Annotated in this window: 20 protein-coding genes and 2 pseudogenes; 6 read left to right on the top strand and 16 right to left on the bottom strand. The window is 69.2% G+C overall.

All coding sequences use genetic code 11. From position 1 onward, the window contains the following. Positions 1–302: 302 nt before the first annotated feature. The 6 genes and pseudogenes from PV342_RS34290 to PV342_RS34265 form a co-directional block, all read right to left on the bottom strand. Positions 303–689, bottom strand: a complete 387-nt coding sequence (locus tag PV342_RS34290; protein ID WP_500320099.1) for a nuclear transport factor 2 family protein — start codon at positions 687–689, stop codon at positions 303–305. A 551-nt stretch (positions 690–1240) separates the two neighbouring features. Further along, entirely contained in the window at positions 1241–2626 is a 1386-nt protein-coding gene (gene lpdA, locus PV342_RS34285; protein ID WP_500320098.1) for a dihydrolipoyl dehydrogenase, read from the bottom strand. Positions 2627–2899: 273 nt separating this feature from the next. Further along, positions 2900–3496 carry a TetR/AcrR family transcriptional regulator gene (locus PV342_RS34280; protein ID WP_500320096.1) on the bottom strand — a complete coding sequence of 199 codons (597 nt, stop codon included), beginning with the start codon at positions 3494–3496 and terminating at the stop codon, positions 2900–2902. A gap of 274 nt (positions 3497–3770) precedes the next feature. After that, positions 3771–4115, bottom strand: a complete 345-nt coding sequence (locus PV342_RS34275) for a GNAT family N-acetyltransferase (RefSeq protein ID WP_406274396.1) — start codon at positions 4113–4115, stop codon at positions 3771–3773. Positions 4116–4349: 234 nt separating this feature from the next. Further along, positions 4350–4676: pseudogene (locus PV342_RS34270) on the bottom strand (alcohol dehydrogenase catalytic domain-containing protein); the annotation flags it as partial. Positions 4677–4969: 293 nt separating this feature from the next. Then, positions 4970–6013 carry a zinc-binding dehydrogenase gene (locus PV342_RS34265; protein WP_500320093.1) on the bottom strand — a complete coding sequence of 348 codons (1044 nt, stop codon included), beginning with the start codon at positions 6011–6013 and terminating at the stop codon, positions 4970–4972. Between the two features lie 683 nt (positions 6014–6696). Between PV342_RS34265 and PV342_RS34260 the strand changes: the two genes are divergently transcribed. Continuing rightward, positions 6697–7326 (top strand): TetR/AcrR family transcriptional regulator, encoded by a 630-nt coding sequence (locus PV342_RS34260; protein WP_400804533.1) that lies wholly within the window; start codon positions 6697–6699, stop codon positions 7324–7326. A 64-nt stretch (positions 7327–7390) separates the two neighbouring features. Here the strand turns inward: PV342_RS34260 and PV342_RS34255 are convergent, their stop codons facing one another. Then, positions 7391–7738, bottom strand: a complete 348-nt coding sequence (locus PV342_RS34255; RefSeq protein ID WP_386998208.1) for a GNAT family N-acetyltransferase — start codon at positions 7736–7738, stop codon at positions 7391–7393. Between the two features lie 402 nt (positions 7739–8140). On the opposite strand from PV342_RS34255, the gene PV342_RS34250 reads away from it, so the two are divergent. The 3 genes from PV342_RS34250 to PV342_RS34240 all read left to right on the top strand — a co-directional run bounded on the left by PV342_RS34250 (position 8141) and on the right by PV342_RS34240 (position 12347). Beyond that, complete coding sequence (locus tag PV342_RS34250; RefSeq protein WP_500320090.1) at positions 8141–10189, top strand: SpoIIE family protein phosphatase; 2049 nt, start codon at positions 8141–8143, stop codon at positions 10187–10189. A 326-nt stretch (positions 10190–10515) separates the two neighbouring features. Beyond that, complete coding sequence (locus PV342_RS34245; protein ID WP_400804527.1) at positions 10516–11055, top strand: ArsR/SmtB family transcription factor; 540 nt, start codon at positions 10516–10518, stop codon at positions 11053–11055. A gap of 17 nt (positions 11056–11072) precedes the next feature. Next, positions 11073–12347, top strand: coding sequence for an MFS transporter (locus PV342_RS34240; protein ID WP_500320149.1), 1275 nt, complete (start codon positions 11073–11075; stop codon positions 12345–12347). A 213-nt stretch (positions 12348–12560) separates the two neighbouring features. On the opposite strand, the gene PV342_RS34235 is transcribed toward PV342_RS34240, so the two are convergent. From PV342_RS34235 to PV342_RS34210, 6 genes are all read right to left on the bottom strand, one after another. Further along, on the bottom strand, positions 12561–13583 hold the full coding sequence (locus tag PV342_RS34235) for an LLM class flavin-dependent oxidoreductase (RefSeq protein ID WP_392618014.1): 1023 nt from the start codon (positions 13581–13583) through the stop codon (positions 12561–12563). 287 nt (positions 13584–13870) lie between these two features. After that, positions 13871–14326 carry an NUDIX domain-containing protein gene (locus PV342_RS34230; RefSeq protein ID WP_500320087.1) on the bottom strand — a complete coding sequence of 152 codons (456 nt, stop codon included), beginning with the start codon at positions 14324–14326 and terminating at the stop codon, positions 13871–13873. 528 nt (positions 14327–14854) lie between these two features. Continuing rightward, positions 14855–15529, bottom strand: a complete 675-nt coding sequence (locus PV342_RS34225) for a hypothetical protein (RefSeq protein ID WP_500320085.1) — start codon at positions 15527–15529, stop codon at positions 14855–14857. 375 nt (positions 15530–15904) lie between these two features. Further along, positions 15905–16171 (bottom strand): hypothetical protein, encoded by a 267-nt coding sequence (locus PV342_RS34220; protein WP_500320084.1) that lies wholly within the window; start codon positions 16169–16171, stop codon positions 15905–15907. Between the two features lie 409 nt (positions 16172–16580). Continuing rightward, the gene (locus PV342_RS34215) at positions 16581–17888 is read right to left on the bottom strand and encodes a lanthionine synthetase C family protein (RefSeq protein WP_500320082.1); all 1308 of its coding nucleotides are present in this window, start codon (positions 17886–17888) and stop codon (positions 16581–16583) included. Beyond that, positions 17885–21055, bottom strand: a complete 3171-nt coding sequence (locus PV342_RS34210; RefSeq protein WP_500320081.1) for a lantibiotic dehydratase — start codon at positions 21053–21055, stop codon at positions 17885–17887. The genes PV342_RS34215 and PV342_RS34210 overlap by 4 nt, the downstream gene beginning before the upstream one ends. 173 nt (positions 21056–21228) lie before the next feature. Here PV342_RS34210 and PV342_RS34205 point away from each other — a divergent pair, with 173 nt between their 5' ends. Further along, entirely contained in the window at positions 21229–21360 is a 132-nt protein-coding gene (locus PV342_RS34205) for a hypothetical protein (protein WP_361008422.1), read from the top strand. Between the two features lie 721 nt (positions 21361–22081). Here PV342_RS34205 and PV342_RS34200 read toward each other — a convergent pair. Beyond that, complete coding sequence (locus PV342_RS34200; RefSeq protein WP_400809630.1) at positions 22082–22747, bottom strand: DsbA family protein; 666 nt, start codon at positions 22745–22747, stop codon at positions 22082–22084. Between the two features lie 213 nt (positions 22748–22960). Here PV342_RS34200 and PV342_RS34195 point away from each other — a divergent pair, with 213 nt between their 5' ends. Then, positions 22961–23782, top strand: coding sequence for a helix-turn-helix domain-containing protein (locus PV342_RS34195; RefSeq protein ID WP_500320079.1), 822 nt, complete (start codon positions 22961–22963; stop codon positions 23780–23782). 393 nt (positions 23783–24175) lie between these two features. Here the strand turns inward: PV342_RS34195 and PV342_RS34190 are convergent, their stop codons facing one another. Both PV342_RS34190 and PV342_RS34185 read right to left on the bottom strand, forming a co-directional pair. Further along, entirely contained in the window at positions 24176–24664 is a 489-nt protein-coding gene (locus PV342_RS34190) for an MEKHLA domain-containing protein (protein ID WP_500320077.1), read from the bottom strand. Further along, a pseudogene (locus PV342_RS34185) lies at positions 24657–24792 on the bottom strand (ketol-acid reductoisomerase); the annotation flags it as partial. The pseudogene PV342_RS34185 and the gene PV342_RS34190, both read right to left, overlap by 8 nt.

Here is a 24792-nt window from a genome sequence, read left to right as displayed (position 1 = left end):
AGCAGTGCCTTTCCATGAGTAGGTGAGTCAGGTCCCGATGCCGGTCGTGGGCGCTCTGGCCCGCGCCAGTTCGACGCAGTACGCGATGCCCGCCTCGCTTCCCGAACGAAGTCCTCGGGAGTCGTTCGTCTGGGCGCGGCCGTGCACGGCGCGTGCGCGGCCGACGGCACCGGCGGCTGCACGGACGCCGGTTCCGCCGGTCGTGTTCGTCACCTGAGCCGACCAGGGTGCGTCTGAGCCGAGACCGCCGGCCTCTCCGTCCCGGGGGTGCCTCGCGACCAGCAGCCGCGCGCGTGACCGGGTCAGGTGCCCGGAGCGATCGCGCAGGCCGAGACACAGACCCAGCCACCCTCACGCTTCTGGTACGTGTCCGTGTACAGGGCTTCCTGGGCCGCTCCGTCGGCGAGCATGGTGTAAGTGGCGCGGGCGTGGATCAGGGCGACATCACTGAGGATGCGGATCTTGACGTCGTGCACAGCGAGATCCTTGAAGGGCCGCGGCTTGGCGATGTATTCGAGGAACTCGGCACGGTCGCGCGTGATACCCGACGTCTGGACGACGAAGTCCTCGCCGAGCAGCTCGCTGAAGCGCTGGACATCGTTGAACTGGTCGGCGTGGACGTAGTCGTTGTTGAGCTGCTCGAGGATCCTCAGATCTTCGATGGACTGCTCGGTGTTGGTGTCGTTCACTTTCTTGTTCCTTCTCTGCGTGCGTGTTACGGCGTTCGCTGAAGGTGGGCTGTCTTCTCGGTGCCGTGCAGGCGGCTCCCGGCGTACACGGCTGCGGCCTGTCGATCAGGTAGTGGTCGACGCGGCGCACGAGGCAATCGGGGAGACCACCGCAAATGGGAATGCCTCACGTTCGTCATGGAATGCGGCCGTCACGAGCGGGATGAAGACACCGACGGCTTTCGCGCGCCGCGGGCCTCTTGGGAGCCCGGGCCCTCGGTGCGAGTCGGGCAGCTCCCGCTCGGAGCGAAGGCCCCTGGTCGCGACGAACCCGCGTCAAGCTTCTCAAAGAGAAAACGGGACTGTCAAGTCCTTTTTATTCGGAGACACCCGAACGACATCCCGGCAAATGCGCAGCTCAGACGTGTTACGGCCAGGAATGCACTCGCGGAGTATGGACTATGCAGCTCTTCGTAGAAGGAGCGCCTGTGCGGCGCCGGAACGACGGCCGAAGAGAGGGGTGACGGGCGCGGCTGCCGGGCATCGTGGCCGCCGAACGGTGCTTCGCAGGGTCAGACGTGCAAGTGCAGCGGTTTGCCCGTCAGCGCCAGAGTCGCCTCACCGAGCGCCTCACCCTGTGTCGGGTAGGCGTGGACGAGGCGGGCGACGTCCTGAGGAAACGCTTCCCAGTTGTAGATGAGCTGCGCTTCCCCGATCTGCTCACTGATCCGGTCGCCGATCATGTGAACACCCACGACGGCCCCGCCCTTCCTCCGTACGACCTTGACGTGCCCCTCCGTTCTCAACGTCCGGCTACGAGCGTTGGCCGCGAGGTCGTAAACGACGACGTCGACGTTCTCGGCCCCGTACACCAGCTTGGCCTTGGCCTCGGTCAGGCCGACCGAGGCGATCTCAGGGCGGGAGAACGTGACGCGCGGGACGCCGTCGTAGTCGATCGGCACAGGCGCCTTCTCGGCCACTCGCTCGGCGACGAGGATGCCCTCGGCGAAGCCGACGTGCGCGAGCTGCGGAGTGGGGACCAGGTCTCCGATGGCGGAGATGGTGGGGACGCTGGTGCGCATGTACTCGTCAACCAGCACGTGCCCCTTGTCCATGAGGACGCCCGCCTCCTCGAAACCCAGGCCTTGGGAGACCGGACCTCGTCCGACGGCCACAAGCAGGAGGTCCGCCTCAAGCGCCCTGCCGTCTGCCAGACGGACGCGGATGCCGTCCCGCGTGTATTCGCTGCTGTCGAACGGGACCCCGAGGTGGAGGGTGATACCCCGTTCGAGGAACTCCGCCTCCAACCGCCTGGAGACGGTCTCGTCCTCCGTCGGGACAAGGCGCGGCAGGGCTTCGAGAACGGTGACCCGGGCTCCGAACGACGACCACGCGGAGGCGAACTCGACGCCGATCACTCCGCCGCCGAGCACGATCACGGACTCGGGAACGTGGTCGAGGGTGAGAGCGTGGTCCGACGAGATCACTCTCCGTCCGTCGATCTCCAGTCCGGGCAGGGTTCTCGGAACGGACCCAGTGGCGAGCACGACGTGGCGGCCCGTGAGCCGGCGGCCTCCGACATCGACGGAGGTCGCCGATGACAGGCGGCCCTCTCCTTCTCCGTAGGTGATGCCACGCGCGTCGACAAGGCCGGTGAGCCCGTTGCAGAGGCCTGACACAACGCTGTTCTTGTAAGCGTGCAGGGCGTCCATGTCGATGCCCTGAAAGGACGAGCGCACCCCCACGTCGGCGCCCTGGCGTGCCTGATCGGCCAATTCCGCCGCGTGCAGCATGGCTTTGGTCGGGATGCAGCCGTTGTGGAGGCATGTGCCCCCGAGCTTGTAGCGTTCGACCAGGGCGACGCTGAGCCCGAGCTGGGCCCCGCGCAGAGCGGCCGCGTACCCGGCGCTGCCGGCACCGAAGACGACCATGTCGTACAGCTCTTCGTCGTCGTTCATGTCATGACTCCTTTGCGGTCTGTCAGGTAGAGGGGTAAGGACCGGACGGCGCGTGTGGTGTCCGTACTGGTCGCGAGATGTGGCACGCACGGGCCGCCGGCCCGTACGTCCAGGCCCGGCAGGTGCGGTTGCCGGGCATCGTGTGGCCCTGGCCATGGCGTGGTGAAGCGGAGGAACTGTCCCGCCCTGCCGGCGTGCCGGGATGGCAGGAGAGGTCCGGGATCGGCACGACGGAGGCGGGGAGACCTCGCTTGCCGGCTCGTGCACCGCGCGTCAGCCCACGGTGTACGTCTTCACGTGGGCCAGCGCCATGTCCATGGCGATGCGCATCGGCTCGACGTCGCGTGCCATCTGGGCGAGCAGGTAGCTTCCCTGCAGTGCGGCCATCACGGACACAGCGAGCTTCGCAGGATCGGCCCCCTCGTTGAGCGAGCCGTTCTCCTGCATCCGACGCAGGCCGGCCGCGATCAACTCCTGCCACTCACCGAACTTCTCGGCGAGCAGGTTCCGCGCCGCCGGATCCTGAGGTACGCGGGATCCGACGAGTGCACCCAGAGCGCACCCGTAGGCTCCGTCCTGGAGCGAGTTGAGGCGGATGATCGAATCGTTCCAGCGTTCCAGGGCCTCGAAGGAGTTCATCCGCTCCAAGTGCTGTTGGTCGCGGTGGAGAATCTGCTGGGCACGCAACTCGATCACACGGTGCACAAGCTCGTCTTTGTCCGCAAAATAGCCGTGGAACTGGGACGGGCTGGTCCCGCTCACCGCCCGCACGTCATCCAGGGTCACCGAGTTGACACCCTTGAGGTAGAAGAGGTCTGCGGCGGCCTGGACTATGCGAACACATGCTGTAGCTCCGCTGGCGATCGCCATTATCTGCCCCTTCTGAGAGATTCGAACCTATGTGGGCGCGGCAACGTCGTGCAGGCGCCCCCTGAGCCATCCGGGTGCGCTCGCCGTCAATGCCCTCGGCACCGGACTCCCTCTCCCGCCGGCCCTCGGTGGTTCACCTGCCGAGACCGGCTCGGCGGCGGCCGCTCCCGGCCCACCGTGCGCCGGCGTCACCACCTGATCGCCCGGGGAGCGTGAAACGCCCGGCCGGGTGCGAGTGAACCTGCCCGCGCCTCTGTCCGCCATAGCGGGCGCCTCAGTCATGGGCGGCGTCGTCGACGACCCGCGACGAAAGATCGAGCAACTCGCGGAACCGGGGGTGCTTGTCGATGAAGCGATCCACGACCGGGCAGCGGTTGGTGACTGCCGCGTGTTCCTTCTCCAGGTCGGATAGCGCCTCGCGGATCAATGCGGTCCCCAGGCCGCGGCCACGGTAACCCTCCTGGACGTACGTGTGCGTCAGGCTGTAGTGAGTGCCCTTGCGCTCGTAGGCGAGCAGCCCTGCGTAGGTGCCGTCTTCTTGAACCTCGTAGAACCTGTTGTCTTCGTCCTTCAGGACTCTGATCGAGCCGCTCGCGTCAGTCCACAGCACCTTGGGCATCGCCGTTCCTGTATCTATGCCGGCCCCGCCTGGATGAGGGGCATCCCTGTCGATCACCGAGTGGACTGGAGCGCCCTCTTGGCGGATTGATGAGCCTTCATGGACGAACGCCGATGACGGCTATTCCTCTGACCCGCTCGGTCGCATTGACGCCGCCACAGCGTCATCGAGGGTCGCGACATTGCCGATGACCGTGCGCAGCCGTCCGCCCCGCACCTGCTGGACGACCTCACCGCGCGCTTCGACGGCCGCACACTCCGCCAGCGCGCCGTCGCGAGCCCAGTCCATGAGGCCGAAGACCCGCCGGCCCACCGAGAGCCCCGCCGTGCCGTAGCCGAGGGCGCTGACCACTCCGGCGAGCTCATGACCGGGGATCGAAGGTGTTCGGTCGCGGCCGAGGCGGTCCGTCCAGTTCGAGGGCCACGTCAGCTCCCCCGAGGTGAATCCGGACGCGTGAACCTCGACCAGCACATCGTTCCCCGCCGCCTCGGGCCTGGGACGCTCCGCCAGCCTCATTCCGGCCGTTCCCGCGGCCTGCTCGGTCACAACGACCGCCTTCATCGGGTACCTCCCTGCAACCCGTCGTCGTCCGCGTGCCGCGCACGGACGCCATGAGCCCCCGAAAAAGAACTAAACAGTCCACAATTTGGTTCTGATCTGCACTCTAACAGCATACTCATGTTAGAGACTGGTCGGGATGGTCCCATCAGGAGACCCGGCTTCATCACTCAGGATCCGGTCGGCACCGCGGGCGCCCGCGCCATCCCCGGCGCGGGCGGCGACGCGCGAGCAGCTGATCACCGAGGCCCGTACGACCATGGGAATCCTGCGGAGGCCGACTCGCGGCGGGTGCGTCAGGGCTTGATGAGCACCTTCAGCCTCTTGTGGCCTGCCATGTCCTGGTAGCCGGTCGGTACGCCGTCGAGGTCGGTGGTGGCGTCGAAGACCTTCCCGGGCTCGATCGTGCCGCTCAGGACGTCGGGCAGAAGTCCCTCGATGTAGGCGCGAGCCGGTGAGGGGCCGCCGGCCAGGCGGATGTTGTGGCGGAAGAGGCTGCCGATACCGATGGGCGCTTCCTCGTACTGAGGGGCGCCCACCCGGCTGATGACCCCGCCCGGCCGGACGATGCCGACGGCCTGATCGTAGGCGGGCCTGGTGCCGACGGCCTCCAGGACCGCGTGGGGGCCGTATCCGCCGGTGAGCTCGCGGACCGCTTCCACGCCTTCTTCGCCGCGGGCGGAGACGACATCGGTCGCGCCGAACTCGAGGCCGAGGTCGGTGCGCGCCTGATGGCGGCCCATGAGGACGATCTGCTCGGCGCCCAGCCGTTTGCAGGACAGGACGGCCATCAGGCCGACGGCTCCGTCGCCGATCACCGTGACGCGGGTGCGCTCGTCTACTCCACCTGACACGGCGGCGTGGTAACCGGTACAGAAGACGTCGGAGAGCGTCAGCAGGGAGGGAATGAGCGCGGAGTCCGCGGTGACGGGGAGCTTGACCAGGGTACCGTCGGCCAGAGGAACGCGGATGGCCTCGGCCTGAGCGCCTTCCTCCGGCTCGTCGTCCCAGAAGTTCGCCTGCGGGTGGATACAGGAGCTGGGCAGGCCCTGACGGCAGAACTCGCAGGTGTTGTCGGAGATGCTCCAGGGTGAGACGACCAGGTCGCCGCGCTGGACGGTGGCCACCTCAGAGCCGGTGTCTTCCACGATGCCGATGAACTCGTGGCCCATCCGTGCGGGACCGTCCTCGGGCTTCATCGAGGCGTACGGCCACAGGTCCGTGCCGCAGATGCAGGATGCGGTGATCCGCACCAGGGCGTCGGTCGGGTGCTTGATGACGGAATCGGGCACGATCTCGACCCGGACGTCGCCGGCGCCGTACAGGAGTGAGGCGCGCATCAGTGATACTCCTTTTCCAGGTTGTGCCTGCGGGAGTGAGAGTGCGTATCGGCCGGCCGCCGGGCAGAGAATGCCGCCGACGGACCTGTTGCCTGCCAGGTCGAGCCGAGTCGCCCTGCTTCGTCCGCATCCTTCTGTAGTGACCACACAGCGCCGGCGTCGATTACGGAACAGAGTCGATCACGGTGGCCGAGCCGTCAGGACGCGCATTCGTCGATGCGGCGCAACGGCAGGCGGTCGGACTGCGCGGCCTCTCGGACCTCGGACCGCAAGAGTTGCCACGCCCAGAACGCCACCGAAAATCGTCGGTTATCGACTCCATTTGGCACTGATTTCGCGGTCCTCTTCCGTTATAACCCAAACGAGAGGACCATGTAGTCCATGTGGTCGACGCCTGTGAAGGTGGCGACCACTGGGACCCTCACGTGCTCACGGGGAGGTGATGCGTGCGGGCGGGGGCTGCCGCCCGGGAGTCGGATTCGAAGGTTCCGACGGTTCGCATCCGGTGAGAGGAGGAGGTGGTCCATGTGACAAGCACGTCAGGCGCACCTGCGAAGGCCGCACCTCGTACGCCCGACGCCCCGGCGGACGGGGAGCAGTCGACCGATACCCCCAAGCGCGGGTCGGCACCGCTCTCTGACTCTCCCGCGGACCCGGTGATCGCGCGTAGTAATATCGGGCACATGTCCGTCGATGATGCTCCCAGGCAAGAGCGGCGCCTGACCTCGCGTGGGGCTGTCACCCGCGACCGCATTGTTCAGGCCGCTGCCGACCTTTTCTATGTGAGGGGCGTCAACGCGGTCTCACTCGACGACGTACGGGCATCAAGCGGTACGAGCAAATCCCAGCTTTATCGCCACTTCGCGGACAAGGACCAGCTTGTCCACAGTGTCATCGAACTGCGGACCGATCAGGTCCTGAACCGCGATCGCCAGATGCTGGAGCGGATGAATTCCATTCGCGCGCTCGAGCGATGGAGTGACAAGCTCATCCATCTCAACTCTTTGCAGGACGGTGCCTACGGGTGCGCCTTGGGCTCCCTCGTCAGCGCGCGGGCGGCGCAGGACCCGACGTCGAGGAACAAGCTTGCCGAGACGTTCGCCGAGTGGCAGGAACTCATCTCCGCAGGCTTGAAGCGTATGCGGGAGAACGGCTCGCTGCGCGAAGAGGCGGACCCGGAGCAGCTCGCCACCGCTGTCATGGCCGCCTTGCAGGGTGGCTATCTACTGGCCCAGACCGCCCGGAACGTCGAGCCGATGCGCATCTCCATGCAGATGGCGTTGGACTACGTACGCTCCTACGTCGTGGACTGAGCCCAATCCTCGGCTCGGTGCCGGGGCAGGCGGGCAGGCGGGCAGGCGGGCGGTCGGCCGTCGGTCAGCTCGATGAGGGCGAGACCCAGGTACCTGAATGTTCCGCGTCGATCAGGCTGATGTATCCAGGATTCTTGCGTATGAACCTGTCGACGACCGGACAATAATTTGAAATAGTACTTCCGCGGGCGCACAGAAAGTCCAATGTGCTCTTGATGAGGACGTTGGAGAGGCCGCGCCCTCGAAATGCGTCGTAGATGACCGTGTGCATCAGCACGCGTCGGTCGCCAATGACCCGATAACCCATGTGCCCGGCCGTCCGACCGGCTACGGATATCTCGTAGCGATGCTCCTTCTCGTTGTTCCTCACCACCACAGAGGATTCCTCGTCTGAAAACATGACGTCAAGCATCTCGGACCTCCAGTCCATCGCGAGAGCCCCTCGGCGGGAAAGTTGCCGGAAGTCGATCGGCGGCTTCCGGAAGGAGGCCCGACTCCGGACCGAACCGGCGGGGGAACCCATCCGCCCCGGCTCGGGAGCAGCGCGTGCCAGTCTAAGAGAAGTGGACGAAACAGTCCAGTTTTGGTCCGCGCCAGCCCGCCCCTTGAGTGCGCTGCAACCCGCAGGGGAGGCCTGCACGCGGCGGTACCGGACGCCACACGCATGGCGGGCAGACGACGCGCGACGCTCGGGGCACGCAGACCATGTCTCTCGACGACGCCAGGGACCGCAGGTGACGGATTCCGCCTCATCGGGGCTCTCCTCACGGGCAATCCCGCTGTCGGCTGGGCCGCTGCTCAGCTCCCGCCCCCAGTGGACGCGCGGCCTGCTCTGCGGCAGATAGGATTGTTACGCCTATCGGGGTCAAATCGCTCGATGACGGTCAGGGAGCGGCAGATGGACGCCTCGGACGAACTCCTGCAGAGGGCTACACCGTCGGCTCTCTTGACCCTGGAAGGCGTCATCCGTCGTCTCAACGCCGCGATGGGCGTTGCGCTGGGCACATCCGGGGAACAGTGCGTAGGCCGCTGCTTCATTGATCTGCTCTCCGAAGATCAGCGCATCCCGGCTCGAAGCCTGCTGGCACACGGGGCCACGACGAAGAGGCTCGCCATGCGGGTGCTGGAATTCCCCGGGTCGGGCGACGCGTCCGTGGTCTGCCTTGTCGAAGCGCGGCCCGTAACCGACCCAGCAGTCGGCGAGCGGCTCGTGTGGCTGCACTCGTTGGACGCGCGACATGACCTGGGTGCCCTGCTGATCCCGTTCGACCTTGCGGCCAAGGCCGCCGGCCTCGGCCTGTACATGTGTTCACCCGATGAGCACCAGATCGAGTGGCTGGGTGGCGAGCCCGCCCTGGCCACGCTCTTCCCGCAGGCGTCGATGTCCCTGCCCATGGTGATCCGGCGGGTGCACCCTGATGACCGGAAGGACGTGCAGCGGCTTGTGCGCTCGTCCGTCGGCCAGTCCCCGTGGATCAGGTCGCGGTTCCATACCGAGCACGACGGCTGGCGCATGCTGGCCGGCCAAACCCGCCGGATCAGGCTGGGATACGGCGGCCCCGAACGGGTCTTCGGGGTGATCCGCGACGAGTCCACCGTGGAGGCGCACCGGAAGGACATGCTGGCCGCGGTGAGTGCTGAGCGGCAACGCGCCGATGAGATCGCCGCGTTCTCCTCGGCCCTGTTCAGTGCGGCCACCGAGCAGGAGTTGCAGCAGGTCGTCCTGACCCGGCTCGCCGCCGCATTCGGCGGTTTCGGCGCCCTCTTCGCACTCGTCGACGACGGGCGCCTGCGCGTCTCCTCGGACGCCGGGATCCCCATGTGGCAGGCCGACGCCCTGCTCGGTCTGCCGCTGGACGAGGACCGGCCCCTGCCACGTGCGATCCGTACCGGTGAGCCGCAGTTCATCGCCAACCAGGAGGAACTCTCGCGGTGTTGGCCGAGTGACACCAGCGGCGCCCAGGCACCGCCCGGACCTGACGTCGCCATGTCGATCACTCCTCTCAGCCCGCCGGGCGACCGGCCACTCGGGGCCTGGGCGGTGACGTACGACAGCAAGCGCCCTCCGTCGCTGGAGAAGCTCGCCTTCATGACCACTCTGGCCGATCTGGCCGGCCAGGCTTTGAGGCGCATCAGGCTGCAGCAGGCCCACGTCGAGCTGTCCACGGCGGTCCAGCAGAGCATGCTCCCCACACTGCCCGAGCACCTCCCGGGTCTGGAGGTCGCCGTCCGCTACCAGCCCAGCCGGGACGGCCTGGACATCGGCGGAGACTGGTACGACGCGTTCTTCCTGCCCGACGGTGCGGTCGCACTGGAGATCGGCGACGCCCAGGGGCACGACGTCGACGCCGCGGTCTTCATGGGTCAGGTCCGCTCGTCGATGCGCGCGATCGCCGCCCACGAGCCCGAGCCGGGAACAGTGCTGACACGCACCAACGAGTTGCTCACCACGATGGACGCACCACGCTTCGCCAGCTGCACGATGCTGCACATCGATCCACGCGACGGTCAGGTCATCGGCACCAGTGCCGGCCACGTTCCGCTGCTCCACGCACGCGACGACGGCAGCCACCGCATCCGCACACTCCCCGGTGGGCCGGTCCTGGGAGTCCTGCCCGATATCGACTACCCCGAGGAGACCTTCATTTTGGAAGAGGGCACCGCGCTCGTCATGGTCACCGACGGCGTGGTCGAAGGGCCGGGCCTGACGCTGGAGGACGGACTGGAGCGAGCGGGGACCCTGGCCGGCCGCGCCCTCCACGACCGACTCGATGTCGAGGCCATGGCGGACTTGATCCTCGACGCCGTCGTCGCCGTGGACCACCTCGACGATGTGGCCGTGCTGGTCATTCGGCGCACCTGACCCCGGGCCGGGCGGTGGTCGCAGCCACGGCACTGCCCGGCCCGGCGGCGGACCGGCCGCCGCTTCCGTGTCACCACGCCCTGGTGTCCCTTCCGCTCCTGCGTCGCCGGGTGCTTCGTCGTCCATCTGCTCGGCGGCACCGCGATGATCTGCCTTCCGTGACCCCGTAGTCGTACAGCCGGACCGAGCCGCCTTCCAGGCTCCGGGGCGCCGTCCACCGCGGCCGGTGGGGGGCTGACAGGCCCTCAGGTGCAGGACACGGATGCCGGAGGTCCGCGCGCGAAATCCCCTTGCGCAATGGTCAAGAACTGTTGACCATTGTTCGCATGCCAACCGAGGATCTTCCCGAGACGTTTCACGTCACCACGGACGAGCAGCTGCGCGCCGTCTCCAATCTCACGCGCCACCGGATCATGGCCGTACTCCGCTTCGAACCGGCGACGATCACCCAGATCGCCGAGCGAGTGGGCCTCGCGAAGGGGAGTTCCAGCTACCACGTGCGGCTGCTGGAGCGTGCCGGCCTGGTGAAGGTGGTACGGACGCGCAAGGTGCGGGGTGTCACCGAGCGGTACTACGCGATGGCCGCGAAGGGGATCGTGCTGCCGGATCCGGGCGAGGGAGGCCCGGATGTGCTGATGCGGCATGCGGTGGCGGACCTGGAGGCGTCGCCGGTGGATGGCGAACGGCACGTACGGATGACGCATCTGCGGCTCACCGAGGAGCAGTTCGCGCAGCTGGGGGCACGGCTGCAGGCACTGGCGGACGAGTACCGGGAGCTTTCCGATCCGTCGCTGCCGGACGCGTCACTCGTCTTCGCGCTGTTCCACCCGGCACCGCGCCAGCAGGCCGAAGGGGGCGCCAAGTGACCTCACGCACCGGGAAGTTGCCAGCTGGGTTCGGACGGCTGTGGACTGCGCAGACAGTGTCCTCGCTCGGTGACGGAGTGTCCCATGCCGCGCTGCCGCTGCTCGCGTTGACGTTGACGCGGGATCCGATGGCGCTCGCCGTCGTCACGGCCGCCGGGACGCTGCCGTGGCTGCTCTTCGGAGTGCTCGGCGGTGCGCTGGTGGACCGCTGGGACCGGCGGCGCACGATGTGGGTCATGGACGCGGCGCGTGCGGTGCTGCTCGCCATACCGGCGGCAGCGGCAACGCTCGACGTGCTGAGCATTCCGCTGCTCGCGGCCGTCGCCTTCCTGCTCAGCCTCGGCGGACTCTTCTTCGACACCGCCGCCACGGCCTATCTGCCGGATCTCCTCGGCCGGGACCCCGCACTCCTTGAGCGAGCCAACTCCCGCTTGCGCGGCGCCCAGACCGCCATGTCCGGCTTCGCGGGGCCGCCCGCGGGCAGCGCGCTGCTCGCGCTCGGGCGTGCGGTTCCGCTGCTCGCCGACGCTGTGTCGTTCCTGCTCTCCGCACTGCTCGTCCGGTCGCTTCCCGCCACCCCCCGGCCCGTTCCGGAGATCCGCGAGTCGCTGCTCCGGCAGGCGCGGGCCGGGGCCTCGTACGTCTTCCGGGACAGGCTGCTGCTCGGCCTCGCGCTCCGCCCGGCGGTCGGGAACATCGCGTTCCTCGCCGTGGAGACCGTGCTCGCCCTCTTCGCGCACGACCGCCTCGGCATCGACACCTACGGCTTCGGCCTGCTCCTCACCGCGGAGGCCACCGGCGGTCTGCTCGGTGCGGGCATCGCCTCCCACCTTGGCCGACGACTCGGCACCGGCACGGCACTGACCTGCACGGCCGCACTCGAAGGGCTTGCCATCCTCGGCCTGGCGGCCGCCCCGAACCCCTACGTGGCCGGGCTGGCGCTCGCCGTCTGCGGTGCCGGCATGGGCGCCACGATGGTGCTCGGGCCCTCCCTCCGGCAGGCGATCGTCCCGGCCCACCTCATGGGCCGGGTCGCCTCCACCTCCCGCATGCTGTCCATGGGTGCCGCCCCCGTCGGAGCCTTCCTCGGCGGCTGGCTGGCCACCACCTACGACATCCGCACCCCGCTCTACGCCGCGGCCGTCCTCCTCCTGGCGATGACGGCCGTCACGGCGAGCATGACCAACAACCGCCGGGTCGAAGCGGCGCTGCGTGCCGCCGCCCCGGCAGGCGGTCAGGATCACCAGGCATCCGAGGACCCGGCCCGGGAAAGTGCGCCCGAGTTGTCGTGAGGGGACGCGTGGTCGCGGCGCCCGGTTCCCGAGCAGGCGAACCCCCGCCGCGCAGGCGCTGAGACCATGCGCACAACAGCCGCGTCAGGCCGCCAACTGGGGGTGCAGGGTGGCAAGATCGGCTGCCAGGCCCGCCTTGACCTGACGGGACGCCGGCACCGGCGGAGGCACCGCCCGGGCGGGGGCCGTCGGCCCCCGCCCGGTGATCGGCGTTCAGCGCCAGCCGAGTTCCGGTGCCACATGGGTGAGGATGCTCTCCAGCACGTGTGTGTTGTAGTCCACCCCGAGCTGGTTCGGGATGGTCAGCAGGAGGGTGTCCGCGGCCTGGATCGCCTCGTCGTCCCGCAGCAGCTTCACCAGTTCCTCCGGCTCCGCGGCGTAGGAGCGCCCGAAGACGGCCCGGGTCGTGTCGTCGATCATGCCGACCTGGTCCCGCGAGTTGCGGTCGCGGCCGAAGTAGGCCCGGTCGAGGTCGTTGGTCAGCGCGAAGATGCTGCGGCTGACCGACACCCGGGGCTCCCGGGTGTGGCCCGCCTTCTTGTACGCCTCGCGGTACGCCTCGATCTGCTTGCGCTGCTGGACATGCAGCGGCTCGCCCGTCTCGTCGTCCTTGAGCGTCGAACTCTGCAGGTTCATCCCCAGCTCGGCGGCCCAGACCGCGGTCGCGTTGGATGCGGAGCCCCACCAGATCCGGTCGCGCAGCCCCTCGGAGTGCGGTTCGATCCGCAGGAGCCCGGGCGGGTTGGGGAACATGGGCCGCGGGTTGGGCTGGGCGAAACCCTCGCCGTCGAGGACCTTGAGCAGTGCCTCGGTGTGGCGGCGGGCCATGTCGGCGGCCGACTCGCCAGGAGCGGGTTCGTAGCCGAACAGGCGCCAGCCGTCGATCACCTGCTCCGGTGAACCGCGGCTGACGCCCAGTTGCAGCCGACCGCCCGAGATGAGGTCGGCGGCACCCGCGTCCTCGGCCATGTACAGCGGGTTCTCGTAGCGCATGTCGATCACGCCGGTGCCGATCTCGATCCTCGAGGTCCGCGCACCTATCGCCGCGAGCAGCGGGAACGGGCTGGCCGCCTGCCGGGCGAAGTGGTGTACCCGGAAGTACGCACCGTCCACGCCGATCTCCTCGGCGGCGACCGCGAGGTCGATCGACTGCCGCAGAACGTCCGCGGCCGACCGGGCCCGGGAGTGCTCGCTGGGCGACCAATGACCGAAGGAAAGGAATCCGATCTTCTTCACCCAATGCCCAGCGTTCGAAGGCAACGATTGATTCCCGCTCCTTCGCGCCGTCGCGCTCATTTCTCCAGGTCGGGGACCGGTACGAGCCGGGGCACGCTCAGCTCCCGGGCGGTGGCTCCCCGGCCCCGCCGGAGGCGCAGACTCTGCCGATCGGCACCGGGCCCGGCGCCTCGGCGCGTCTGGGGCGGCCCGCCTTCGTCGCTGGGGAGGTGCTGCGGGTCCACCTCCCCCAGCGACGAAGGCGGCAGCTCGAGCAACGGGGCTGTAGCGCGAACGCGACCTGGCGGTCAGTCGTTGGGCCCGCCCAGGATCAGGAGTCGGTGCGCTTCCTGCAATCCCGGCGGCAGGTCGGTCGGCCATACCCACCTGGCTTCCAGGACCTCGAACGAGTCGATGTTCAGGGAGCCGCCGACGAGCTTGGCGGCATACGCCACCTCAACGCGCAGTTTGTAGCCGCTCTTGAGGTGGACCACCTCTCCGGCCTCGACGTCGAGGCCGGTCTCCTCACGGACCTCGCGGGCGACGGTGTCGCGGAAGTCCTCGCCCGCTTTGGCGTAACCGGTGGGCAGGCCCCACTGGCGGCCTTCGGGCCACAGGCGGTGGCGCAGCAGCAGCACGCGGCCCTCGCTGTCGCGGACGACGCCGGTCACGCCGACCATGTACTTGCTGTTCGCCAGCCACAGGACCCGCCACTGCAAGGGCCCCCGGATGAGCCGCCAAGCCCCGGCGATGATGCGCTTCATGCGATGCCCTTCGGGAGTGGGGCCGCCAGAGCGTCCCGCGGAAGGGCCACCATCGCGCATGAAAGGGCGGCCCTCCAAACACGCTGAGTGGACGAATCCCGTCCGGTCGCCCGATGTGCCCCGGACCGGGGACGTCCGCCGTCGCAGTGCAGGCGACAGACCACGACACCGCGCCTCGCCCGGTCAGGCCGCAGATCGGCGGGGAACCCGTGCTCGCCGCCGCCCGTCCCGGTGCCGCCGCCCGCCCCGGCCTCACCAGGAGGCACCGGCGGCAGGTCGGGCGGCTTGGCGAGCGTCGGCGTGCGGATGTCGACGGGTGGAGACGGCAATCGCCGGTGAAGCACTGGTGAGACGGGCACTCGTGGCCGCACAGCGCAAAGAAGCGAGGAAGCGCCCGGAAGGGTCGGACGGCACAGGCCGGAATCCCTGGACTCCGGATCAGGGAGCAGGTCACCACTCCGGCGTACACGGCGCCGGGGGCGGGCATCGCTCTCGTGCCGACCCCGGCGCAGCGTACTGCAGGCTTGCTCAGGACGTCTGCCGGCGGTGCCAGGCCAGGCGTAGGCGCAGTCCGAGGCGGATCACGAGTGCGGCGGCAACCGTCATCGTCCTGGTCCACGCCATGTGCCCGCCCATGTCGTACGGGAACTCGTACAAGGGGTACGGGTACAACTGCAGGCCGAACGAGGTGGCGCCGAGTGCCACGGCGAGGAACGCCCCGTATCGGAAGCGGGCCAGGCCGACGGCGGCCGGGAAGGCCAGCACGAGGGGAGCGAACATCGCGAGCAGGAACATCGGGTCCGGCCGCGCGGACGCGGTCAGCTCCAGACCGCCTGCCGGTACCTCGAACACGGTGACCGACCCGACGACCATCGGTACACCCAGAGCCAGCGCGGTCAGCGCGGCGGCGCGGCGCGAACGGTGATCGACCGGTGGGAGGTCGGGCGGCGCCGCCAGCACCGCCGCCGCGGCCAGCGCGAGACCCACCAGGGTCGGAAGATTCTGCGACAACCCCGACGCCCCGCCGGACCAGTAGGCGGCGGGCACCGACACCCCTGCGCTGATCGCGGCCACGGCCGCGGCGATCCGTGCCCATGGCCAGCGGCCCGCAAGGGCGCACCCGAGGACCACGAGCCACGGCACGTAGGCCACCGGGGTATACGTGCGCTCGCCGTCCCAGGGCAGTGCCGTAAGAGGCCACACTGCGCTGCGTTCCCGCCCGCGGCGCGTCCGGCCGTCGTGGTCGGTGATCCGACGAAGCCCGGTCGGCCTTGCATTCCGGTGGGAACGAGCGGCGAAGAGAGCCTGGCTTTATTGCCCATGCTCTCCATGGCGGACATCCCCTCGATGAAACGGATCGGGCCCAGGTCGCGCACGGCGATACGTCCCACCCAACGAATCAACCCCAAGACACGGCGATCTCCGCCTCGGGTCTCCGTGCCGCACGACGAGGTTGAACCGCAGGCCGAATCCGTGACTTGGCCCGTGCACTTGCACGGCTACCGGGGTGGATACCGAAAGCGCCCCCACCCCGGGGCCTGTGCCGCACAATTAACTGCAGCCGCGCGTGACGGGAGATCAGCGGCGTTCGCGGCGGTTCAGCATACGCAGGCCGACTGCGCTGGAGATGAGAAGAGCGCAGCCCACCAGGCCGAGGACCACGCCGAAGGCCGTACGCCCGGCGGAATCACCGGCTATCAGCACGATCACCATCTGCAGCACCAGCAAGGCCCCGGCCAAAAGGCCCCATACGGCCGCCCACCGGCCCCTGGGGACGAACCGCCACCGCGATTCCGCCGGGCCTCCCCGAAGCTCTCCGTCATTCATGCCGACCTCCAGGCTCACCGTGTGAAAGCGTACTTCGCACTCGTTGCCGGGCCTCACCAGTTCATGCGCTGATATCACATGGTTCACCGATCGGACACACCCCGGCGACACCGTCCCTGCACACGCCGCATTCCACGAGCACTTGGGATTCCGGAAGGTGACACCGCCGCATTCCAGGTACTCGACACAAGCCGGCCTGCATAGAATTCACGTGCCAACTTTGGCCTTATGGCGGTCATTCGTGGAATGCCGACAGGACTGCCGACCCCTACGCGCCACCCCTGCAGGGCGCCTCCTACGCGGTGAGGCGGACGGTGGCCTGTGCGCGGAGATCGCGTGCCGGCCCGAAACGGTCCGCCTCCCGGGCACCGGGAAGGGCCCATGCCGTGCCGACAACAGGATCTCGTGGAACCAACGGGGTTGAGGGCTAGCAGAGCAGGAGAGCGGCAGGCCAGGGCAGGCTACCGAGCGGCGCGTCCGGGTCCGTCGCGAAGCGCAGGGCAAGGGCGGAGCCAGCCGCCCCGTCGAGGAATCCGGGGCGGTGCACGACAGCGGGCCCGCCTGGTACGGCGGCAGGCCAGATGAAGGGATGCGCCGGATCGGCCGCCCGTGCCAGGGCATCGGCCAGTTTCGGTATCCGCGCCGTCAGTTCCGCTCCCCCGGGCTCGCGGGCCATCAAAGTCACGATCGTGGTCAGCCCCGCCAGACCGTGGCACAAGGTGGGGTCATGGAATGCGGGAGTTCCACCCGGCCGGTCGCAGACCGCGGCGACTGCGGCCACCGCCTGACGGTTCCACTCCGGTTCCTCCAGGGCCAGCGCGGCCAGTTGCAGGGCACGGGCGACGCCAGGTGTGCCGTAGCACCAGCCGGTGCGGGCCTCGGCCAGTGTGGGACACGCACCGGAAGCGGCCGCCACCTCGGCCTCCAGCGGAACGACATTGGGCCAGCCGGTGCCGTTCGGGCTGCGACGGGCCAGCAGCCACTCGGTGATCGTCCGGATCGCCTGCCGCTGGCCCGGTACGCGGACGCCCGCACGGTGGGCAAGGGACAGCAGCGCGAGGGGGCCGGGAATCCCATGGGCCAGACCGGCATTGAAGTGACCGCCAGGGAGCCCGTTCGGCTCGCTGAGCAGGATCGGATCGTCGGTCCACCACCCGGGCACGGTCCTTCCACCCGGCTCGACGACCGGGCGGGTGAGCGCGACGAGGTGGGTCAGTACCGCCTCGGTGGTCCTCCGATGCTCGGGCCCAGCCGCCAGGAGCAGGCGGCCGATGCCGGAAAGCCCGGCGACCACGTCGTATCCGGCCATCCTGGCCCCGCCCGTTCCGGCCGCCACCCGGGGGGCGTCCTCGTCCACCAGTCTCCGTGCCAGCGAGGCGACGTGAGTGTCCAGTTGGGTGAGGAGCGTCTGGTACTCGCCGGCTCGCGTGACGGCAGTCCTGGCGGCGAAGGCGACCGCGGGCAGACCTGCGTACAGTCCCTCCCGCGCGTGCCGGCGGACTCCGGTGACCGCCGCCGACAGATGGGCGTGCGCCGCGCCGCCGTACGCGGGCTCACCGTGAGTGAGGGCCCCGAAAAGGAGCGCCACCCCGGCATGCCCGTCCGCTAGGGACTGGGGGTGCCACACAGAGTGGGTCTCGGCCAGCTCGGGGGTTTGGGCTGCCGTCACCCGTGCGGCCAGCGCTGACGGGTCGGCCAGGCGCTCGGCGAGTTGTCCCACGAGGTTCTCGGTCATGATCGCGCCCTTGCTCGGTCGAGGTGTGCCTGGGCCGCGCCACGAGCCACCGCCATGGTCTGTGCCTCGGCGGTACGGTCCGCGCCCAAGCGCCGGTTGCAGTGCATGTGGACAAGTGAGGCGAGCACCGAGTCCGCGGAGACGCCCAGAGCGCCCCGCTCCTCCACCTCGCGTACCGACCGCCCGAAGCGTTCCGGTACGGCGAGTTGCGGCCGCACCACGGGGTCGGGCGGACCATCCGGAGTGATCCTCGCGAGTGCCGCCCGCCTGCGGGCCGCAAAGGCCTTGTGGTGCTGCTCCTGCTTGGCGTACGTACGGGTGACCCAGCTCTGCCAGTCGCCGCCGTAACCCCGGTGGAAGGCCCGTATCAGCTCGACCACGTCGTATGCGGTCGACAGGATTCGGTCATCGGTGGAGGCCGCGAGCCGCTCCAGTACCAGTTGGCTGTCCGCGTGGAACAGTTCCTCGGCCGGGCCCAGCAGCGCCGGGCCGCCGTAGCGATCGGTCTCCGGGACATAGCTGTCGAGGCACAGCCCGCGGGCGAGGCCGTCGGCTGCCAATTGCCCTGCCGTGTCGTGGAGTCGGGGCAGGATGACGCCGTTGAGCACCCCTGGGTCACCGTGCACGCGCAGCCGCAGGTGTGGGTCGGGATCCGCGTATCGGATGAAGAACCAGCGGTCGACGCCCCCCTGCCGGGCGGACGCGGTATCCAGCTCGGTCAGGAAACGGCGCAGCGGCCCGGTCAGGAGCTCGTCCTGACGCTCGGCAGAGGTGTACAGCTTTGCATACAGCCATGGCCCGCCCGGTGCGATCTCGTCGGTGCCGCGCCGCACGAACGGCCGCCTGGTGCGCGCGGGCGGCTCGTCCGTGTGGGGCTGCCGTGGCATCAGTGTCACGACGGCTTCCGCTTCGTGGGCTCCGCCTGGCCCGTGCAACCACCCGCCGTCGGTGTCCCGGCCCCGAGGCAGTGCGTGGACGACGGCGGAGCCCGCGCGCTCGCACTCTCGGCGCAGGAGGTCCTGGTGCGTCGGGACGGCGAGGTTGAGGGGGATGCGGTGGTCGCCGATGCTGAGCTGCACGTGGTCCGGGACGCGCCACAGGTCACGCCACTCGTCGAGGGGACGATCCGTCGCGTCCAGTCGCCAGCGGGCCGGGCTGAGGACAGTACGGCCGGTGCGCACGGTGGGCAGGAACGGCAGGTCCTCTGCGGCGCCCCACGTCCACAGTTGCCACTGCCTGCGGTTGAACGCCGCGGCCTCGATGAGGAAGCGCACCGCGTTGGGCGCGGTCAGTTCCCGGTTGAGCACATGGAGCGCCGACGGGTTCAGTTCCCGCCCCAGCTCCGTGGAAAAGATGCGGAAGCCCTCGGTATCCGCGCAGACGGCAATCGAGTCGAGCGTGAGGTCGGTGATGCCCGGCGTGGAGGCGCCGGGGTGGACGCCGATGGCCAGGCGGCCGTTGAGCCAGGTGGGAACCTGCGCGACGTTGGCATGCCGGTGGTTGGTCGCCTGGTGGTGGATCTGGACGGCCAGCCGGCCCGGGGTCCGACGCGCGGCCTGCACCGTGCGCCGGATCTCATCGGTCTGTGCGGGCGGGAAGAGATGAGCGAACCGGCCCATGAGACCACCGGACGTGGTGGCCGCACCGCCCACTACGACGGTGAAGTCACCGGAGTCCACCGCGGCTGCCGACTCCGCCGCGATCTGCACGACGAGTTCGAGCGACGGTGGCCGCACGGTGTCGGTGGACTCGTCCCGGTCTGCCGCCTCGAACCTGCGCAGCCACCCTTCGTCCAGGACGACTTCGTGTGCCCCACGAGCCTGTGCCTCGGCCGCGAGCCTCAGCAGCAGGCGCTGGCGGGCCCCTCCGAGGGGTGCGGGGCCCGAGTCCGGGCGGTGACTCCGGGGCAGTCGGTATCCGGCCGGGGCGCCCAGTCCGACGTCGGGGTCGAGGAGCTCCTTGACCGGCACGTAGCGGCCAAGACCGTACCGCTCCACGAATTCCTGGTGGTAGGAGTTCAATCGGCCGGGCCCTGGGGGCGAGAGGCGCCACAACGCCGTGGCGGCGCGCTCCAGTTCCTCGGCAACCACGCGCGAGAGCGTGGCGGTGCCTTCCAGTCGCAGATCCACCTGGACGGCGTGGCCCAGGCCTGCCGAGCGCTCTGGGGTCGAGCCGGAGGCGACCACCGCGTCGGGGCCGGCGGCGGCGCAGTCGAGTACGGTACGCCAGGCAGCGCTTCCCTCCCCCAGTGGTGTGCGACTGTAGGCGGTCAGCGTCGCGCGCAGTTCGGCGATCCATTGGGCGGCCGGCATGCCGGCCGGGAGCAGCGCCTCGACGTGTGCAAGCGGATCGGGAGCATCAAGCGGCGGGCGCAGCTCCGTCAGCAGCACCTCCGCCCCGATCAGCTGAGCGACGAGGCCGGCCACCGCGCCTTCGGGCGCGCCGGGAAAACGTGCTTCGACCTCCCGGACCAGGTCGCCGCAACGGACGGGGCGAGCGGCGACCTCGACCACGGCCCGCACGACCGGGGTGCAGCGGAGCGTCCGGGACGAGGGGCGCTTCTCCTCCGCCCCTCCTGACGCGGTGTCGGCGCCGAAACCTGATCCGGCCGGGGCGAACGGCAGGACCAGGCGGCCGCCGCGTACGAAGCACAGCCCGTTCACCACGACACTCAGCCCCAGGTGCACGGCCGGCTCGCGCTCCCACTGGGTGATCAGGCGTGCCAGCCAACCGGCGTCCGGCCGTGCAGCCTTGTGCCCCGCCCCGGTGAGCTCACCTTTCGTGACCGCGCCGAAGGAGCCCCACATCACGCCGGCCAGCAGCCCGAAGGGGGTGGGCCGCGACGCGGCTCTGAGCAGATAGCGGGTCACGGCCCGATGGGCCTTGCGCAGATCGGCTGGGGGTACGGGCATGTCGGCGAGAAGGGCGTCCACGGTGCGAGTGAGTGAGGAGCTGGAGACCTCCAGTGCCTCCCGGAAGCGCGCGTCGGCGAGCCACGCCACCAGGTCGGCACGCGGTTCCCCCCGGTCCGTACCGGTCTCGTCCGGCTCGGTCCGGGCACCGTCCCCCCACGTTTTGCGGACCTCCCGCCGGGTCAGGAGCGGCGCCCTCAGCAGCAGCCCATCCGCGCAGCGAAACAACGGTTCCGTGCTGTGACCACGCCTCATCCCTGCCACGCCCCTGAACTTGAAACCAACCGATAACTTCGCTGACTCATTTCGCGGGAATCCCCCACCAGCCGCGAAAACCTTACCCCCTTGACTGCTTCATCGACCAGTATATAGATTCCGTCTCCGTCGCCGCCGGCGGCGATTCGACAGTTAACACAGAAAGGAATCCCATGTCCGAGAACATGACGCAGGACCTGTTCGACATCGACCTCACCGAGACCGCCATCGAGGACGTCGCGACCGAGAGCGGCATCACCGGAGAGACCGGTTTCCGCACCTGCACGACCTGCGCAATCTGCTGACGAAAGCGCCGAAAGGGCCGGTTCCGGCGGCTCTCCCGAGCCGCCGGGACCGCTCTCACCGGGGCAGCGAGTGGGCGACGGCTCCACCATGACACCCTGCGGCAACGCGACTTGGACAGCGTCGATCGGGGTACCGAGGGCAACGCGAACCGACCCGCCGGATATCGGAAACAAATGCGCCCACATTTATGTGGGTGCTACCGGCGTCGCGGGGTTCGACAAGTACGCCAAGACATTACGTGGTCGCGAGAAACCCAGCTTTCTCGCGTGCGATGATTGCCCATTCGTGACACACGCAATTCTTTCCGGGACCCGCCACCCATCGCCCTCGCAGCTTAGGGGGGCGAAGCCGACCCTGTCCATCAGTGTCCCGCCACGGGATACCGCAAATGCACCCAAGGCTTCGGAACGTGGCACTCGCGTCTCATCGCGAGGCGCGCATATTCAGTAAAGGCGAGCGCGAGGGCGGACCGGGCACTCGAGCAGGGCTTCGGGAACGCCTGAGCCGCGGAACTCGAAGAACTCTCGTCGCCCTCGCAGCCCGCTTCGGCCGCGTGGACGCCCAGCGGCGGATGGGACCGCGTCCACGGAGCGCTCGGCCCTCGGCCCGCCCGGCCGCAAGTACAGCAGCCGGCGGATCACGGAAGACGCGGGCCATGCCACCTCGCACGGCCCGAACACCCTGCCGGGGCGGTCGCCAAGGCGGAGATGTTCTCCCGGATCAGTCGACCGCAGCGGCCAGGTGCTGGTCCAGGGCCCGGGTGAGGGCATCGGCGGAGGACACGGGGCCACCGATGCGATCGGTGCCGTGGGGAGTGTGCAGCAGCAGGGTCGGATAGCCGTCGACGCCCAGTCGACGCACCGCGCGGAAGTCGGCCTCGGCCTCGTCGCGACTGGCCGGCGAGGCCCAGGCGGAAGACACACTGTCGGGATCCAGTCCCTGTTCCACGGCGATGTCCCGGTACACCTGAACGTCGGAGAGGCTGCGGCCCTCGACGTACCACGCGCGCTGCATGGCCCTCGCGGCACGGAGGGCGTCCGCTCCCGGCTGGCTCCGCAGGGCGACCAAGCCGGTCGCGGCGGCGAAAGAGTCCAGGACGGCGGCCCCTGCGGCCAGCTCTCGCCGGTAGCCGTCACCGAACGTCACGCCGGTCAGTCGGGCGATGCGCTGGTCGGCGGACGGTATGTGCGGGTAGGCCGCGACCGGAAGCGCACGTGGACCGGTGAACAGGCCGCCGGACAGCACACGCACCTCGATCCGGTGGGCGTTGGCCTCGGTGAATGCCTGCATCGCGAGGCTGAAGCCGTAGCACCAGCCGCAGTATGCGTCGAAGGCGTAGGTCAGTTGCGCTCGGGCGGATGCGTGTTCCCGCCTCACGGTGTTCATCGGATGCGTCGTCCTGTCGTTCGGGCGCGGTCGGCCCCTCGGTTCCGGCCGTACCGGGTGGGGGGACAGCGCAGCGGTTACCCCAGAACGCTAAGAGCGACTGTCGGGGCATCCCAGGTACGCTGGCGACTCATGATGGTCGGAACTGGACATCCCTCAGGGAAACCGATCAGCAATGTCGGCTTTGTCCGCCCTGTGGGCACCCCGGCCGGAGTGGAAGTGCTCTCCCTGGCGGACCTGCGCGAGCGGGCGCCGGTCCGCCTCGGCAAGGGACGGCTCACCCTCCCCCAGCGCCCGGACTTCCATCACCTGCTCACCCTGTCCGAAGGCCATCTGCGGCACATGGTCGACTTCACCGGCTACACCCTCGAACCGGGCTCGTGGCTGTGGGTGCGCCCCGGCCAGGTGCAGCAGTGGGGGGACATCGAACAAGCCGAAGGCACCTTGATCCTCTTCGAGCGGGACTTCCTCGACCTGCCCACGGTCACGCTGTCCCGCCTGGACGAGCCCAGCCCCTCCCCCCTCCTCACACCAGTGGGCGAAGACCGCGTCGCACTCAGGACCGCGGCAGCGCATCTGGAAGGCGAATGGCACGATCGGGGAAGCGTGCCGCTGGAAGCCCATGTGCTCATCCTGCGCCAAGTGCTCGGTGCGCTGATCTTGCGCGTCGCCCACATCCAGTCCCCGGGCAGCCGGGCCGCAGGCCACAGTGAGCCGTACGGACAGCTCAGGGCCGTGGACCGCGACTACAGGCGAGTTCGCCGGGTCGAGGACTACGCCCGCACCCTCGGCTACTCGGCCCGCACGCTGACCCGCGCCACACTCACGGCCGACGGCGTGACCGCGAAGGAGTTCATCGACCGCCGCATCCTGCTGGAGGCCAAGCGGTTGCTCGCCCACAGCGAGCAGAGCGCGGCTCACATCGCCGCCCAGCTCGGATTCTCGAGTGCGACCGACTTCAGCAAGTTCTTCCATCGACACACCGGCAAGAGCCCGCTGGCCTTTCGCCGGGAGATCCGAGGCTCCCAGGACTGAGCCCGGCCAGGCGACGGGATCCATCCGGTGGAAGGCACCTCCCGACTGTCCGCCCCAGCTGGTGGCAGGGATCCGCGGCTGAATGCCGCCTGCCCGGCCCCAGAGGCTACGGCGCGACGGACCTGGTGCGGTGGGCGCAGGCCGGGCAGCGCGAGTACGGTCGCCGCGGCGTGTGGAGCACCAGTGGCGGCAACCGCGCCGCAGGAGGAGGCCGGCCGGCCGGCTCAGTGCGTGATCGGCAATCTCGGTGGTCGGTCGTGGTGCGGTGCGTCGAAGTCCGCGGGCGAGGCCCCACTGCCCACGGGCACCGCCGGCACGCGGGTGAGCGTGTCCGGTCCGGCGGGTCGGACCGCCCGCCCGTCATAGAGTGCGACACGCGGGCGGTCCGCCGGGTCAGGCGGCTGACCAGGAGCGGAAGACGGCTGCCTGGCCATGGAAGGTGTCGTCGTCGATGAGCTCCCACATCGTGACGTCCCGAATCCAGAAGCGGCGGCCTGACTTGGCGACGCGAACGCCCTGGTATCCGGTGACGTGGCGGTGGACGGCGACCTGGTGCAGCAGGGCGTCGCGGTCCTCCTGGGCGGCTGGTTCCGCTGACAGCCGCGAGGGCAGCCCGATGAATTCGCGCCGACCGTACTCGAAGCACCGCTGGGCGGTCCGGTTGGCGTAGACGAACAGCGGGTCGTCCGATCCGTCGTGCGCCAGCAACCCGAAGGGCGCCTCCTCGTAGAGCCACCGCGCCGCCTCGGCGTCCGACCCCCACACCGGCGGGCACAGATCGGCGCCCACCAGACGGCGGTGGCTGCCCACGAGGAGAGCGGCGAAGCGCGGATCCCGGCTCAGGTCGTACGCAGCCGGAACCCGCAGGGAAGGATCAGTCACCGTTCTCGACCCAGCTCATGAGCTTGCGCAGCTTCTTGCCGGTGGTCTCCAGCAGGTGGTTCTCGTCGGCCTTCTTGTACTCGTTGTAGCGCGGCAGGCCGGCGTTGTACTCGGCGATCCAGTTGTTG

The organism is Streptomyces sp. PA03-3a (genome assembly GCF_033792735.1).
Classification (GTDB): domain Bacteria; phylum Actinomycetota; class Actinomycetes; order Streptomycetales; family Streptomycetaceae; genus Actinacidiphila.
Note: the sequence above shows the minus strand (reverse complement) of the source record. Positions and strands in the feature narration are given on the sequence as shown.